The following is a 14,083-nucleotide window of genomic DNA, read 5'->3' as shown; positions in this document are numbered from 1 at the left end:
GGACGCCGAGAGTGCATCTGGCGGACGAGGGAGCGGTCATTTACCGCATCTTCGTCCGTCAGATGCACTCTCGCGGTTCGTCACTGCTCGGCGCCGGCGACCATGCCCTTGATGAACGAGCGCTGCAGCACGAGGTAGGCCACCAGGACCGGGATGACGGTCAGCAGCGCCGCGGCGGCCGCGGCGTTGGGGTTGCTGCCCTGGCTCGCGAAGAACGTGCCGATCGCGGGCGCGGTGGTGCGCACCGCGGGATCGCGCAGCACGAACACACTCAGCGCGTACTCGTTCCAGACCGTGACGCTGGTGAGGATGATGACCGTGGCCGTGACGGGCTTCAGCATCGGGAACACGACCCGGAACAGCACCTGCAGCGTTCCGGCGCCGTCGACGGTGGCGGCCTCCTCGACCGACAGCGGGAGACTGCGCATGAAATGCGTGTAGAGGAAGATGCTCAGCGGCAGCTGCGACGCCACCATCAGCGCCACCGCGCCCCCGTACGTGTTGATCCAGTCCAGCTGCGCCATCAGCGTGTACACCGGCACCAGAATGCTCAGCGGCGGGATCATGATCAGCGCGACGATGCCGCCGAGCACCAGCCGGTTCCCGAGCGTCGGCCGGCGCGCGAGCGGATAGGCGGCCAGGGCGCCCAGCAGACAGATGAGGACCGTGGATGCCACGGTGACGATGGCGCTGTTGCCGATCGCGCGCAGGATCCCGCCGTCCACTATCGCGGTCTGGAAGTTCTGCCAGTAGATCCCGCGGGTGGGCATCAGCCACTGCGAGGACAGGTCGGTGCGGGGCTTCAGCGCGGTCGTGAGCGTCACGTAGAACGGGATCAGCTGCACCGCGCACGCGAGGAGGAGCCCGGCGACGAGGCTCGCGGTCCCGAGCCGGCCTCTCATGCCTGCTCCAGCCGACGCCGGTTCAGGGCCGTGTTCAGCGCGAGCGTGAACACCGCGATCACGAGGAACAGCGCGACCCCGAGCGCCGACGCATACCCGGCGTTCTGGTTGTCGAAGTAGAACTTCGAGATCAGCGTCGACATCGAATCCGTCGCATAGCCGGGACCGCCGCCGGTCATCACCCGGATCACGTCGAACAGCTTCAGCCCGCCGATGAGGTTCAGCACCACACTGGTCGCGAACGCAGGCTGCAGCAGCGGCACCGTGATGCCGGTGAACCGGCGCCAGGCTCCGGCCCCGTCGATGCGGGCGGCCTCGTGGTACATCACCGGGATCGACTGCAGCCCCGCCAGGTAGATGACCATCGAGATGCCGACGAACTGCAGCGAGTTCACCAGCACGATGATCGTGACCGCCGAGCCGGCGTCGCTGAGCCACGCGACCCGCTGCCCGCCGAGGGCCGTGACGATGTCGTTCAGCCCGCCGTACGAGTAGGAGAACAGCAGGTAGTACATAGTGCCCATCACGACCGGTGAGACGAGCACCGGCAGGTACACGATCGCGCGGGCGACGTTGCGGCCGCGCAGCGCCCGGTCCAGCGCGAGGGCGAGGGCGAGCCCGACCACCTGCTGCAGGATCGTCGACCCGAACCCATACGCGAAAGTGTTCAGCAGCGCGTGGCCCACCAGCGGGTCCGAGAACAGGTGCAGATAATTCGCGATCCCGACGAACGCGCGCTGCGGGCTGTACCCGTCCCACTTCGTGAATGAGATAAGGATGCCGCTGATCAGCGGGTACACCGTGAACACCGCGAACACCGCGACGGCCGGCAGATACAGCAGGTTCACCCGCCGTCGCACGTGCAGAGCACGGTGCGTTCGCTGCCGACCGCCGACCAGGGGAGGAGCGACCCCCGTCATCGCTCCTCCCCCCGGTGGCGGGACGCCCCCCAACGGCCCCGCCACCTCTCACCGTCCCCGGTGGTCACTGGCCGTACAGCGACGAGAACTGCTGCGCCACCTGGTCGGTCGCCGCCTGCGGCGTTGACTGACCGGTGATCACCGCCCCCGTCGTGGTGACCATGCTGTCCCACATGCCGTTCGGCAGGTACACACGGTCGAAGTACGGCTTCAGGTCGTACGTGTTCGGCTTCACGAGAGTGTCGTAGCTGTGCTGCAGCACGCCGAGGTCTGTCGTGGCGTCGGTGAGGCCCGGGATGGCGCCGAGCGCCTTCGCGAGCTTCGAGATGTTCGCGGGCTTCGCGAGGCAGTCGAGGTACTGCAGCGCCTGCGCCTTGTGCGGGCTCTTGTTCCAGACGCCGTACGCGGTGCCCTCCCCGCCGACGAAGTACGGGTCGCCCACGAACGACGGAATCGGAATGAAGCCCAGCGCCGCGTCCGGGTTCTGCTGCAGCGCCGTGTTCGCGAGCGTGTTCTGCACGAACACGAAGCCGACGTGGCCCGAGCCCAGCGCCCGGCCTATCTCGTCCATCGTGATCGAGGAGAAGTCCGGGTTGACATCCCCCGCCGCGGCCCACTGCTTGATGACCGACAGCATCCGCGTGTACCCGGCGGAGACGAACGTCCCCTTCGTGAACTGGGTGAGGTCGCTGTCGCTGAAGGCGCCGGATGCCATGAAGTCGGCGATGTTGCCCGCCATCCACGAGTCCTTCGAGGACGAGGCGATGGGGGTGACCCCCGCGCTCTTGAGCGTCCCCAGCGCGGCGGTGAAGGCATCCCACGTCGTCAGCGTAGACGGATCGACCCCGGCGGCGCGCAGCGTGTCGGCGTTGTAGAGGATCCCGGCGAGGTCCGTGTTCAGCGGGAGCGCGAAGAACCGGCCGTCCTTGTCATCCATGGCCGGCTTCAGCGCGGGGTTCACGTTGGCGGCCCACGAGCGGTCGTTCAGGGGCTGCAGGAACGGGCTGTAGCGCAGCAGCGACCAGCCGTGCGTCGACCAGATGTCGGGCAGATCGCCGGCCGCCATCCGGGTCTTCATGTCGGCCTCGTACGTGTTCGTCATCGGGACGAGTTCGATCGTCGCGCCGTGGGGCGTGCACGTGCCGGTGATGTCCGTGAGCACCTGAAGGGTGGGGTCGGCAGCGCCGAGGCCGGTCTGCATCTCGAGCGTCGCGGAGCCTCCGGTGCCGCCCTCGCCGGCCGCACATCCGGTGAGCATGAGGCTCGCCGCCAGGGCGAGGATCGCGGGCGCCTTCGTGCGTGCGGGCATCGTCGCACTCCCTCGTGACTGTGGAACCGGATGGTGTCCGGAAAATCTACCCGCGTAACATTGCCTTGACAAGTTTTAGTCGAGTAATCCCGGTGAAAATCAGCGTCCCTCGTGTTTCCGGCGCTTGACGCGCGTAACCCTGCGCGTGAAGCTAGGGTGACCATGGCGATCATCCGGGTCGGAGAGGAGAGCGCATGCCGTTCACGATCGGGGTCGTCGGCGCGGGGCAGTTCGCCGATTCGTTCGCCCCGCTGTTCCGCCGGCATCCTCTCATCGGCGAGGTGTGGGTCACCGATCTGCGCCCCGAACGGGCCGCCCGCCTGGTGTCACTGTACGGCCTGGCCGGCACCATCGCGTCGTTCGAGGACATGATCGCCGACCCGCGGATCGACGCCGTCGCGCTGTTCACGCAGCGGTGGACGCACGGCGAGCTGGCGGTGCGGGCGCTGCGCGCCGACAAGCACGTGTACTCGACCGTGCCGATGGGCATCCGCGTCGAGGAGATCGGCGCGATCATCGACGCGGTGACCGCCAGTGGCCGGATCTACATGATGGGCGAGACGAGCTTCTACAACCCCGCCACGGTGCTCGCGCGGCAGCGCAACGCCGACGGCCAGTTCGGGACCCTGTTCTACGCCGAGGGCGACTACGTGCACGACATGGACCTCGGCTTCTACGACGCGTACCGGTTCAGCGGCGGCGACCAGTGGAAGCGCACCGCCAGCTACCCGCCGCTGCTGTACCCGACGCACTCGATCGGGGGCGTGCTGGGCGCGTGGGACACACACGTGACCAAGGCGGTGGGCGTCGGCATCCACGACGGCCGCGGCGACGGGGTGTTCGACCGCGCGGTGAGCATGTTCGACAACGACGTGTCGAATGCGACAGCGCTGTTCGAGGTGGCGGGCGGCGGATCGTTCCGCACGAACGAGTTCCGCCGGGTGGGGTATCCCTCGCACATCCGCGAGTCCCGGTTCCGGTTCTTCGGCACGGAGGCCTCGTTCGAGCAGGTCGCGACGGCGGCGTTCTGGTACACCCGCGACGGCGTGCAGGACGTCTCGGCGATGGTGGAGACCACGGCCACCCTCGGCGTCGGCGACCCGCAGCTCGCGCACATCTCCCCCGACCTGCGGCCCGCGTTCGTGTCCGGGTACGCGCCCGTGCACGACCGGGCACGGATCCCGGCGGCGCTGGCGACGCTGCCGAACGGGCATGAGGGCAGTCACCACTTCCTCGTGGACGACTTCGCGACCGCCGTGATCAGCGGCATCCAGCCGCCGGTGAACGCGTGGCGAGCGGCGCGGTTCACGGTGCCAGGTATCATCGCCCACAAGTCCGTTCGTCGCGATGGCGAGCGACTGGACGTACCCGACTTCGGCAGCGCGCCGGAGTCGTGACGCACGGCATCTTGGGGGACTGAATGGACAGTCGGCGCAGGACGGTCACGCGCGCGGATGTCGCGCGCCTGGCGGGTCTCAGCACTGCCGTCGTGAGCTATGTCCTGTCCGGGTCCGACCGGCCGGTCTCCGAGGCATCCCGGGCCCGGGTCCTGGCCGCCGTGGATGCGCTGGGCTACCGTCCGAACGCCGCCGCGCAGGCTCTGAGCCGCGGACGCTCCACGATGATCGGGTTCATCGTCCCCGACCAGCGCAACCCGTTCTTCGCCGAGATGATGTCCGCGGTGGACGGCGCCGCGCACGCGCACGATCTGATGGTGCTCACGCTCAATGCGCACGAGCGCCGCTCCGTCGACGGCGACGAGATCGCCGGGCTCACCTCCCAGCAGCTCGAGGGCATCATCAGCGCCGACGCGCTCACGCCCCAGGAGCTGACGATCATCGAGCGCAACCGCATCCCGCTCGTGTACGTCAACCAGTTCACCGCCCGCCCCGGCCACCCCACGTTCAGCACCGACTACATCGCCGGGTCGCGGCTGGCGGTGGAGCACCTGCTCTCGCTCGGGCACCGCCGCATCGCCTTCGTCGGCAACGAATCGCCCCTGGACACGCGCGAATCGGGATGGCGGCGAGCGCTCGCCGATGCCGGAGTGCCCGCCGGGCCCGTGTTCCACAGCGAGTACAGCCTGCGCGGCGGCTACGAAGCGGGGTTGCAGGTGGCCGATCGCCGGGACGAGCTGACGGCCGTGTTCGCGGCATCCGACCAGGTGGCGACCGGACTGCTGACCGCCCTGCACGAGCGCGGCGTCGACATCCCCGGCGAGGTCTCCGTGGTAGGGTTCGACGGCACGCCGGAGGCCGCGTACACGTGGCCGGCGCTGACGAGCGTCTCGCAGCCCGTGCACGAGATGGCGAACGACGCCGTCGCGCTGCTGGTCTCCGGCGAGCTCTCGCCGATGTTCCGCAACTACCCGGCCGAGCTCGTGGTGCGCGCATCGACGGGGCCGGTCCCCGCCGGTCGCTAGGGTGGCGTCATGAGCGGATACGACGTCATCCAGGTCGGGGCACCGTCGAGCTGGACGGATCCGGGCGGCGCGCCCACCGCGAAGCGCTTCGTCGACAAGGAGATCCCCACCCAGTTCATCGGCACGTCCGTGAACGCCGCCGAGCCGGGCGCGCAGTCCGCGTTCTGGCACGCGCACGAGCGGCTCGAGGAGCTTTACGTGTTTCTGGCCGGGCGCGGGCAGATGGCCCTCGACGAGGACGTCATCGACGTGCAGGCCGGCACTGTCGTGCGGGTGGGTCAGGGCGTGATGCGGGCCTGGCACGCGCTGCCGGACAGCCCCGAGCCGCTGCGGTGGCTGTGCGTGCGCTCCGGTGGCGACACGCTCGCGGACATCGGCCGCGACAGCCGGTTCGACAAGGAGCGGCCCCGGCCCTGGTAGACCCGGTCCAGAAACCCCGTCGTAGAATGGCGCCGCGGCGATCGCCGCGGGGAGGCCGAATTGCCGATCACGGGGGCGGTGCTGGATGTCGCGGCGCGGCATCCCACGATGCCGGCGATCGTCGGCACCGACGGCGCCCTGACCTACGCGGACCTCGTCGAGGATTCGCGGCGCATGTTCGCGGTGGTGGACGCCGCGCACCGCGCGCAGACGGCGCCGCCGATCCCCGCGCGCGAGACCGGCGGCATCCCGATCACCGCCGTGAGCGCGACCTCGGCGTTCCATGCGGCGCGGATCGTCGCGGGCCTGGCCGGCTACCGCGCGGTGTCGGCCACTATCGACCCGCGCTGGCCGCTGGCCCACCGCGTCGGCGTGGCCATGACGACCGGCATCGGGCTCGTGATCAGCGACAGCGGGGACCTCGGCGCGGCGCTCGCGGAGCGCGGCTGGACCGGGACGGTGCTGAGCCTGGACGAGTTCCGGCGCCGCGAGGCATCCACGGTCCAGGCGCCGGCGCCGGCGCCGTCGGTACGCGCCGGTGACGAGCCGTTCCTCATGCTGTTCTCGTCGGGGACCACGAGCGACCCGAAGGCGTTCCTGAAGACCCGGGCGCAGTATCGCGCCAATGTCGCGGTGTCGGCCACCCACCTCGAGCCGCTGCCCGGCGTCGCGACGCTCGCGCCGGGCCCGGTGTCGTACAGCCTGACCTTGTACGCGGTGATCGAGTGCCTGGCGACCGGCGGCTCCGTGCACCTCGCCGACGCGTTCGACCCGATCGCGGCGGGGCGCCGCATCCGCGACGAGGGCATCACGCGGGTGGTCGCGGTGCCGGCCGTGGTCCGTGCGCTGACGGACGCGGCGCGGAGGGACCCCGCGCGCTTCGCGGGGCTCGAGCTCGTCGTCACGGGCGGCGCGAACCTCCCGGAGGCGATCCGCACCGGGCTCGCGCAGGTGCTCCCAGGGGTGCGCCTGATCAGCTATTACGGGGCCGCGGAGATCGGGTTCATCGGCGACAGCCGGGGCGGCGACGGCACCCTCCTCACCGTCTACGACGGTATCGGCGCGCAGATCCGTGACGACGACGGCATCCCGGTGCCGGACGGCATCCCGGGCACCGTCTGGATCCGCGCCGAGGCCTGCTCCGACGGCTACCTGCGGGGAACGACGGATGCCGCGCTCCGGGACGCCGACGGGTGGGCGACCGTCCACGACCAGGGCCGGATCGTCGACGGCCGGCTGCAGCTGATCGGCCGCGCCGGCGACATCGCCGTCACCGGCGGGCACAAGGTCGCGCTGCCCGAGGTGGAGCGCGCGTTCGACGGGATGCCGGGACTGGCCGCCGTCTGCGCGGTCGCCCTCCCCGATCCGGGCGCGGGAAGCGTCGTCGCGCTCGTCATCGAGGGCGAGGCGCCGACCAAGGCGGAGCTGCAGGGGTGGGCTCGCGCGCGCCTGGCGCCGCAGTTCGTGCCGCACCGCTGGTACCGGGTCGAGAGCCTGCCGCGCACCGTGGGCGGCAAGATCCGGCGCGGCCAGACCGCGCAGCTGGTGGCGCAGGGACAGGCGGTGCGGCTGTGAGCGGCCGGCCCTCGGCCCGGCCGAGGGGATCGGACGAGGCGAGGAGAGAATCCCGCGCAAGCATCCTCGCCTCGGCCATTCCCCTCGGCTCGGCCGAGGAGAGGCGGCGCGCATGACCCGCGTCGTGATCACCGGGACGGGCGCCATCACGCCCAGCGGGCTGGATGCGGCGCGATTGTGGGATGCCGTGGCCTCCGGCCGCAGCGCGATCACGAGGCTCGACGCCCCGGCGTTCGCCGGCCTCGCGGTGCGGATCGGCGGACAGGTCTCGGGATTCGAGACCACTGTCGAGCCGAGCCTGGCCCGGCGGCTGACTCCGATGCAGCTGTGGGCCATCGCCGCCGCCGACCAGGCGCTGGCCGAGGCCGGCGCCACGCCGCTGCCGTGGGGTCCGGAGCGGGTGGCGGTGATAGCGGCGACCGGATCCGGACCGGTGGATGCCATGCAGCAGGCCACCCGCGCCCTGGACGCGCGCGGTCCCCGCGCGGTCCCGCTCACCCTGTCGATGCACGGGGCGCCGGATGCCGCGGCCGCCGTGCTGAGCCAGCGGCACGGGATCCTGGGGGGCGCGCAGGGGGTCTCGGCGACGTGCGCGAGCGGTGCCGTCGGCCTCGGCGAGGGGCTGCGGCGGATCCGGCACGGATACGCGGACGCCGTCCTGGTGGTCGGCATGGAGGACTGCCTGAACGCCGTGAACCTGTCCTCGAACGCGAATATGCGCGCATTGGCATCCGGGTACGAGGACGACCCCGCCCGTGCCTCCCGCCCGTTCGACGCCGCCCGGTCCGGTTTCGTGATGGCGCAGGGCGCCGCCGCCGTCGTGCTCGAGTCGGAGACGTCCGCGCATCGACGCGGCGCTCCGGCGCTCGCCGAACTCGCCGGCTTCGGGGCGTCCAGCGATGCGTATCACCCCACCGCGCCGGACCCGTCCGGCGCGGGCGGCGCCCGGGCGATCCGCGCGGCGCTGGCCGACGCCGGCATCGGCACGGTCGACCACATCAACGCGCATGGCACCGGCACCGTGGCGGGGGACGCGGCGGAGCTCGCGGCGTTCGCCGCGGCCTTCGGCGCGGCGGCCCGCGGCATCCCGATCAGCGCGACGAAATCCAGCACCGGCCACCTGCTCGGCGCATCCGGCGTGGTCGAGGCGATCATCGCCGTCGCGACGCTGCGCCATGGCATCCTCCCCTCCACCATCAACCTCGACGACCCCGCATTCCCGGAATGGAATATCGTCACCGAGCCCCGTGAGCAGCACGTGCGCACCGTGCTCTCGACGTCGTTCGGATTCGGCGGGCACAACGGCGCCGTCATCCTCAGAACAGGAGAACCCGATGACCGACCGTGAAGCGCGGCACGCGCAGCTGGCCGAGACGTACCTTCCCGACGAGCTGCTGGAGCGGTTCCGGGAGCGCGCCGCGCGCTACGACCGCGAGAACGCGTTCTTCGACGAGGACTTCGTCGAGCTGCGCGACCGCGGCTATCTGCGCCTGTTCGTCCCTGAGGAGCTCGGCGGGCCCGGGCTGAACCTGGCTGAGGTGTCACGACTGCAGCAGCGGCTGGCGACGGCGGCTCCGGCGACGGCGCTCGCGGTCAACATGCACCTGATGTGCGGCGGTGTCGTGAAGGCGATGTTCGATCGCGGCGACCGGTCACTGGCGTACGTGTTCGAGGAGACGATGGCGGGCGAGGTCTTCGCGTTCGGGATCAGCGAGCCGGCGAACGACTGGGTGCTGCAGGGCTCGAACACGGTCGCGGTGCCGCAGGGCGACGGTGGGTATCTGCTGTCGGGCGTGAAGATCTTCACGTCGCTGTCGCCGGTGTGGACGCGCCTCATCGTCCACGGCCTGGACTCGACGGGCGAACCGGACCTCGTGTACGGATTCGTGGACCGGGATGCTGCGGGCATCACGGTCTCGGACGACTGGGACGTGATCGGCATGCGTGCCTCGCACAGCCGCGCCACGATCCTGAAGGACGTACGGATGCCGCCCGGGCGCGTGGCCCGGCACGTGCCGCCGGGGCGGGTCCCCGACCTGCTGACGTTCGCGATCACGAGCAACTTCCAGCTGCTGATCGGCTCGGTGTACGCGGGCGTCGCGCGGCGCGCGCTCGACCTCGCGGCGGCGGGGCTCAAACGGCGAACGTCCGCGAAGTCCGGCACGACGTACGCCGAGGTGCCCGAGTCGCGGGCGCGCCTCGCGGACGCGTACCTGGACTACCTGCCGGTGCCCGCGCAGCTGGAGACGTACTGCCGCGACTTCGACGACGTCGTCGACCACGGCGCCGGCTGGCCGCTGCGTCTGGTGTCCGCCCGCATCAACGCCTCGGCCGCGGCGCGCCGGGCGGCCGAGACCGCGCTGATCTGCTCGGGCGGGTCGGGATTTGGCAACGGTGACGAGGTGAGCCGACTGTTCCGGGACGCCACGGCCGGGCTTTTCCATCCGCCGAGCGTCGACGCGGCGCGGCCGATGTACGCCGCCGCACTGCTCGACGACTGAGCGTCTCAGTCGTCGGCGGTGGAGGGCAACCCCGCGAGGTAGTGCATCGTGCCGTTCACCCGTTCGGCGGCGCGTGCGTCGGTGTCCTTCAGCGCCCACCACGCCTGCGCGCCGAGCATGCTGGCCTCCTCGGGCCGCCCGGCCTCGCCGAGCTTGCGCAGCGCCTTCGTGAACAGCGTGACCAGGTCGCGGTCGTCGGATCCCACCATGGATGCCTCTTCCTCTCACGATCGACGCTACCGTCCGGGGACGGTGCCGGGCCGCCGGCCCCGGCACCACAGCACGCCGCGGTATCGTCGTGGGAACGGGGGAGAGCAGGATGGCGGAGCACACGCCGCTGGTGGTCGTGATGGGGGTCTCCGGATCCGGCAAGTCGACGATCGGCAAGCACCTCGCCGACCGCCTCGGCGTCCGGTTCGTCGACGGCGACGACCTGCATCCCGCGGCCAACATCCGCAAGATGGCGGCAGGTCACCCGCTCACGGACGCGGACCGGTGGCCGTGGCTCGCGCGCATCGGCCGGGCGCTCACCGAGGCGGAGGACACGGGCCTGGTGATAGCGTGCTCGGCCCTCAAGCGCGCATACCGTGACGCCATCCTCGCCGAGGAGCCTCGGGCGGTGTTCCTGCACCTGGTCGCACGGCGCGATGTGATCGCCGACCGGCTCTCGCACCGCGGCGGCCACTTCATGCCGACATCCCTGCTGGACTCCCAGCTGGCGACGCTTGAGCCGCTGGCGCCCGACGAGCCGGGTCGCGAGATCGACGTCGGCCGGGATGTCGCGGCGGTCGTCGACGACGCGATGGCGGCGCTACCCGCACTCGCGGCTCGGCGTTAGTCGCGGATCACTCGACGTCTCGCAGTTGCACGCCCACGGCGTTCAGGAGACCGCGCGGGTCGTCGGCCCAGAACCGGAGCACCGTGACGGTGTGCGCGCCGCCCTTCGGCGCGAGCCCCGGCAGCCGCAGCGTGGTCGGCCGCTCGAAGCGGATCTCGAGGTTCGTGTGGCTGCCGACCTTCACCGCGCACACGCGGTCGTCGCCGTCGTCGAAGACGCGGCCCGGCTTGCCCTCGATCGTCGTCGGCCGCAGCTCGATCGACGCGAAGTCGTCCCACGCGACGGGCAGGTCGAGCTCGAGGCCCTCGCGGACCCGGATGCCGTCGGGGCCGACGGTGTGCGGGCGGGTGAAGTACGCGCACAACAGTCCCAGCATCCACGTCACTCCCCAGATGCCGAGGGCGAGGAACCCGATCCGCACCGGCGTCCACCGGTGGACGATGAGGTCGACGATGGGGATCTCGAGCGCGGACAGCCCGATGAACACGAGCAGGATCGTCAGCACCGGCCGGTGATACCCGAAGCCGCGGGCGCCGGGGGCGATGCTCGGACGGCGCACGGCCATCCGCCAGAGGCTCTCGTAGACGCGGAGCTCGATGCGGACGGCGCGCACCGACAGCGAGGCGATGCGCTGGCGGCGGGTCGCCTCGGGTGCGGGATGCCGCGTGTCGGTCATGTTTGCGTGCCTTCGGCCCGGCGCTCCACGGCGCTGTAGTCCACGGTCTCGCTCCCAACGAGGCCCCGGAGGCGTTCGAGCACGGCGAGGACGCCCCGCTCGAATCCCGGGCGATCGGCGGCATCCACCGCCGACAGCAGCGTGGAGGTGAGCTGCTCGTGGTCGGACTGCATGCCGGCCATGAGCGTCGCGGCCGCCTCGGTGAGCGTCACCAGGTGCGCTCTGCGGTCGTCCGGATGGGGACCACGCACCACATAGCCGGCGGCGGCGAGCGCGTCGATCAGGGCGGAGACGCTCCGGGGGGTCGTCCCGAGCGCCTGCGCGAGGGCCTGTTGCGTGACCGGCCCGGCGTGCTGCAGCACCCACAACGCATGGACACGCGTCTCGGTGAGCGCCGTGCCCGCGAACCCATTCTGCATATCGCGCTGGAAGAGAGCACTGATCTCCAGCAGCCGGTCGAGGACGGTGGGTTCCATCTTCGTTACATTAGCGCATGATTACATCATGTAACCAATTCTCGGGTGCCCGGTTCCGCGCGGTCGTCGAGGACCCGCTGCAGGAACACGAGGTCCAGCCAGCGGCCGAACTTCGCGCCGACCTCGGGCAGCCGGCCCACTTCGCGGAAGCCGAGCCGTTCGTGCATGGCTATCGACCCGGTGTTCTCGGCGGCGATGCCGGCGACCATCGTGTGCTTCCCGGCGGCGCGGGCCCGCGCGACCAGGTCCTCCATCAGCAGCCGCCCGATGCCGCGGCCGCGCCGGTCGGAGCGCACGTAGACGGAGTGCTCGACGGTGAACCGGTATCCCTCCCACGCGCGCCAGTCGCCGTAGGTGGCATATCCGAGCACGTCGTCGTCCGCGACGGCCACCAGCACCGGGAAGCCGCGCGCCTGCCGCGCGGCGATCCAGGAGGCGCGGTCGGCGACGTCGACGAGGGTCGTGTGCCACGTCGCTGTCGTGTGCGCGACGGCGTCGTTGTAGATCTCGGCGATGCCCGCGGCATCCCGCCCTGTCGCATCGCGGATCTGCATCCCGCCCCTTTCGCCGGAGCGAGTCTACGACCGCGTGCTCAGGCGGACTGCCGGCGCACTATCTCCGCGATCCAAATCGGCGCGAAGGGGGACGTGCAGTTCGGCGGGGTCGGGTAGTCCTTGAGGACCTCGAGCCGCTCGCCGATCTCGATGGCGCGGGCCCGCAGCGGCGGATGCGAGATGCCGATCTGGGCGAGCGTATGGTTCATCTCCCACTGCAGCCGGCCCGGGGCCTGCCGCATCTGCGCCTCGATCACCTCGAGCAGCGCGTCGAGATCCAGCTCGTCCGGCGCCTTCGCGACTCGGTCGGCGGTCAGCATCCATCCCGCTCCGGCGACGTCCGGATCGGCATCGGCCGACCACGCGACGCGCAGCGGCTCGGCGTGCGGGCTCTTTTTCACGACGTAGTTCACGAGCCAGTCCACGACCTTGGGGACGCGCGCCTCGCGCAGCATCGCGTCGAGCTCGTCCTGGCTGAACTGCTTCGGCCGGCAGATCAGGAGCGCGACCAGGCGCGCCGCGGTGTCACCGGTCGCCCACAGCCGCACTGCCAGCTCATGCTGGGTCTTCAGCCCCTTCGCGACCGCGCGCAGCTTTCCGAGGTTGACGCCGTGATCGTCCCCGTGCCGCTCGTTCACGGCCCGGATCTTCGGGTCCTCGAGCGCGGCGAGCTCGGCCAGCACGCCGTCCACCGTGGCGGTCATCGCACCCTCCTCGTCCGTGCGTCGACTCTAATACGGGCGTGGGGTAAGTTCCTGGTCGTGGGTGCGACAGAGGTTGGTGCGGGCGATGCGCGCACGGCGCTCGCGCGGATCGGCGGGCCGGTCGTGGACTGGGGCCGCCTGCCCGAGCAGTTGACGACCCTGGCATCCGGGCGCCGCTCGGCGGTGCTGATGCTGTTCGGCGCCGCCGACGGGTCGGTCGGCGACCATGCCGTCGCGCCGAGCGACACGGCGGTGCTCCTGCTGCGGCGCGCGTCGGGCCTGCGCCACCACCCCGGCCAGATCGGGTTTCCCGGCGGCGGGCTGGAGCCGGTGGATGTCGACCCCAGCGCGGCCGCGGTGCGCGAGGCCGTCGAGGAGACCGGCGTGGACCCGCGCGGCATCGAGCTGTTCGCCCCGCTGCCCGAGCTTCCCCTGGCCGTGAGCAACCATCTCGTCACTCCCGTTCCCGCGTGGTGGCGGCATCCCTCACCGGTCCACGCGGTGGACGCCGCCGAGACCGAAGAGGTCTTCTTCACGTCGGTGGGTGCGCTGCTGGACCCGGCGAATCGCCGCAGTGTGGAGCGGGTGCGCGGCATGCGGATACCGCGGATGCCGGCGTTCGAGGTGGATGGGCGGCTCGTCTGGGGGTTCACCGCGGCGCTCCTGTCGGGCCTGTTCGACACGCTCGGCTGGGCCGTGCCGTGGGACGAAGACCGGGTCGTCGAACCCGGGGTGTGACCTCTTGCCACCCCCGATCGTGAGGCGTACGTTGAGCGGATTCACTGA

16 protein-coding genes are annotated in these 14,083 nt (G+C 71.1%); 8 read left to right on the top strand and 8 right to left on the bottom strand.

What is annotated here, in order from left to right:
• Positions 1–80: 80 nt before the first annotated feature.
• From GH740_RS03605 to GH740_RS03595, 3 genes are all read right to left on the bottom strand, one after another.
• A complete protein-coding gene (locus GH740_RS03605) occupies positions 81–902 on the bottom strand; it encodes a carbohydrate ABC transporter permease (RefSeq protein WP_153744656.1) in 822 nt (273 codons plus the stop codon).
• Entirely contained in the window at positions 899–1,822 is a 924-nt protein-coding gene (locus GH740_RS03600; protein ID WP_172978271.1) for a carbohydrate ABC transporter permease, read from the bottom strand. Before GH740_RS03600 ends, GH740_RS03605 begins: the two co-directional genes overlap by 4 nt.
• A gap of 64 nt (positions 1,823–1,886) precedes the next feature.
• A complete protein-coding gene (locus GH740_RS03595) occupies positions 1,887–3,131 on the bottom strand; it encodes an ABC transporter substrate-binding protein (RefSeq protein WP_153744655.1) in 1,245 nt (414 codons plus the stop codon).
• A gap of 194 nt (positions 3,132–3,325) precedes the next feature.
• Here GH740_RS03595 and GH740_RS03590 point away from each other — a divergent pair, with 194 nt between their 5' ends.
• The 6 genes from GH740_RS03590 to GH740_RS03565 all read left to right on the top strand — a co-directional run bounded on the left by GH740_RS03590 (position 3,326) and on the right by GH740_RS03565 (position 10,049).
• A complete protein-coding gene (locus tag GH740_RS03590) occupies positions 3,326–4,528 on the top strand; it encodes a Gfo/Idh/MocA family protein (protein ID WP_153744654.1) in 1,203 nt (400 codons plus the stop codon).
• A gap of 23 nt (positions 4,529–4,551) precedes the next feature.
• Positions 4,552–5,553, top strand: coding sequence for a LacI family DNA-binding transcriptional regulator (locus GH740_RS03585; protein WP_153744653.1), 1,002 nt, complete (start codon positions 4,552–4,554; stop codon positions 5,551–5,553).
• Between the two features lie 9 nt (positions 5,554–5,562).
• Positions 5,563–5,973: a cupin domain-containing protein gene (locus tag GH740_RS03580; protein WP_153744652.1), complete on the top strand. Its 411-nt coding sequence runs from the start codon at positions 5,563–5,565 to the stop codon at positions 5,971–5,973.
• Between the two features lie 60 nt (positions 5,974–6,033).
• Entirely contained in the window at positions 6,034–7,548 is a 1,515-nt protein-coding gene (locus GH740_RS03575) for a class I adenylate-forming enzyme family protein (protein ID WP_153744651.1), read from the top strand.
• 112 nt (positions 7,549–7,660) lie between these two features.
• Positions 7,661–8,896, top strand: a complete 1,236-nt coding sequence (locus tag GH740_RS03570) for a beta-ketoacyl synthase (protein ID WP_153744650.1) — start codon at positions 7,661–7,663, stop codon at positions 8,894–8,896.
• A complete protein-coding gene (locus GH740_RS03565; RefSeq protein WP_153744649.1) occupies positions 8,883–10,049 on the top strand; it encodes an acyl-CoA dehydrogenase family protein in 1,167 nt (388 codons plus the stop codon). Before GH740_RS03570 ends, GH740_RS03565 begins: the two co-directional genes overlap by 14 nt.
• A 5-nt stretch (positions 10,050–10,054) precedes the next feature.
• Here GH740_RS03565 and GH740_RS03560 read toward each other — a convergent pair whose 3' ends face one another.
• Complete coding sequence (locus GH740_RS03560) at positions 10,055–10,258, bottom strand: hypothetical protein (RefSeq protein ID WP_153744648.1); 204 nt, start codon at positions 10,256–10,258, stop codon at positions 10,055–10,057.
• A gap of 110 nt (positions 10,259–10,368) precedes the next feature.
• Here GH740_RS03560 and GH740_RS03555 point away from each other — a divergent pair, with 110 nt between their 5' ends.
• Positions 10,369–10,887: a gluconokinase gene (locus GH740_RS03555; RefSeq protein WP_153744647.1), complete on the top strand. Its 519-nt coding sequence runs from the start codon at positions 10,369–10,371 to the stop codon at positions 10,885–10,887.
• A 7-nt stretch (positions 10,888–10,894) separates the two neighbouring features.
• On the opposite strand, the gene GH740_RS03550 is transcribed toward GH740_RS03555, so the two are convergent.
• From GH740_RS03550 to GH740_RS03535, 4 genes are read right to left on the bottom strand one after another with little or no spacing between them, the layout of a single operon-like run.
• The gene (locus GH740_RS03550) at positions 10,895–11,563 is read right to left on the bottom strand and encodes a hypothetical protein (protein WP_153744646.1); all 669 of its coding nucleotides are present in this window, start codon (positions 11,561–11,563) and stop codon (positions 10,895–10,897) included.
• Positions 11,560–12,039, bottom strand: coding sequence for a MarR family winged helix-turn-helix transcriptional regulator (locus GH740_RS03545; RefSeq protein ID WP_153744645.1), 480 nt, complete (start codon positions 12,037–12,039; stop codon positions 11,560–11,562). The genes GH740_RS03550 and GH740_RS03545 overlap by 4 nt, the downstream gene beginning before the upstream one ends.
• Positions 12,040–12,065: 26 nt before the next feature.
• A complete protein-coding gene (locus GH740_RS03540) occupies positions 12,066–12,593 on the bottom strand; it encodes a GNAT family N-acetyltransferase (RefSeq protein ID WP_153744644.1) in 528 nt (175 codons plus the stop codon).
• Positions 12,594–12,631: 38 nt separating this feature from the next.
• Complete coding sequence (locus GH740_RS03535) at positions 12,632–13,297, bottom strand: DNA alkylation repair protein (RefSeq protein ID WP_153744643.1); 666 nt, start codon at positions 13,295–13,297, stop codon at positions 12,632–12,634.
• A gap of 57 nt (positions 13,298–13,354) precedes the next feature.
• On the opposite strand from GH740_RS03535, the gene GH740_RS03530 reads away from it, so the two are divergent.
• Positions 13,355–14,035 carry a CoA pyrophosphatase gene (locus GH740_RS03530; RefSeq protein WP_367640526.1) on the top strand — a complete coding sequence of 227 codons (681 nt, stop codon included), beginning with the start codon at positions 13,355–13,357 and terminating at the stop codon, positions 14,033–14,035.
• Positions 14,036–14,083 lie beyond the last annotated feature (48 nt).

Source organism: Microbacterium sp. SYP-A9085 (assembly GCF_009649635.1).
In the GTDB taxonomy this organism is placed as follows: Bacteria; Actinomycetota; Actinomycetes; order Actinomycetales; family Microbacteriaceae; genus Microbacterium.
This window is presented reverse-complemented; position numbering and strand designations above follow the sequence as displayed.

Coding starts and splice junctions, on each gene's coding strand:
- GH740_RS03560 (WP_153744648.1), bottom strand. CDS start 10,258: ATGGTGGGATCCGACGACCGCGACCTGGTCACGCTGTTCACGAAGGCG.
- GH740_RS03570 (WP_153744650.1), top strand. CDS start 7,661: ATGACCCGCGTCGTGATCACCGGGACGGGCGCCATCACGCCCAGCGGG.
- GH740_RS03605 (WP_153744656.1), bottom strand. CDS start 902: ATGAGAGGCCGGCTCGGGACCGCGAGCCTCGTCGCCGGGCTCCTCCTC.
- GH740_RS03550 (WP_153744646.1), bottom strand. CDS start 11,563: ATGACCGACACGCGGCATCCCGCACCCGAGGCGACCCGCCGCCAGCGC.
- GH740_RS03565 (WP_153744649.1), top strand. CDS start 8,883: ATGACCGACCGTGAAGCGCGGCACGCGCAGCTGGCCGAGACGTACCTT.
- GH740_RS03585 (WP_153744653.1), top strand. CDS start 4,552: ATGGACAGTCGGCGCAGGACGGTCACGCGCGCGGATGTCGCGCGCCTG.
- GH740_RS03540 (WP_153744644.1), bottom strand. CDS start 12,593: ATGCAGATCCGCGATGCGACAGGGCGGGATGCCGCGGGCATCGCCGAG.
- GH740_RS03600 (WP_172978271.1), bottom strand. CDS start 1,822: ATGACGGGGGTCGCTCCTCCCCTGGTCGGCGGTCGGCAGCGAACGCAC.
- GH740_RS03535 (WP_153744643.1), bottom strand. CDS start 13,297: ATGACCGCCACGGTGGACGGCGTGCTGGCCGAGCTCGCCGCGCTCGAG.
- GH740_RS03590 (WP_153744654.1), top strand. CDS start 3,326: ATGCCGTTCACGATCGGGGTCGTCGGCGCGGGGCAGTTCGCCGATTCG.
- GH740_RS03545 (WP_153744645.1), bottom strand. CDS start 12,039: ATGGAACCCACCGTCCTCGACCGGCTGCTGGAGATCAGTGCTCTCTTC.
- GH740_RS03595 (WP_153744655.1), bottom strand. CDS start 3,131: ATGCCCGCACGCACGAAGGCGCCCGCGATCCTCGCCCTGGCGGCGAGC.
- GH740_RS03580 (WP_153744652.1), top strand. CDS start 5,563: ATGAGCGGATACGACGTCATCCAGGTCGGGGCACCGTCGAGCTGGACG.
- GH740_RS03555 (WP_153744647.1), top strand. CDS start 10,369: ATGGCGGAGCACACGCCGCTGGTGGTCGTGATGGGGGTCTCCGGATCC.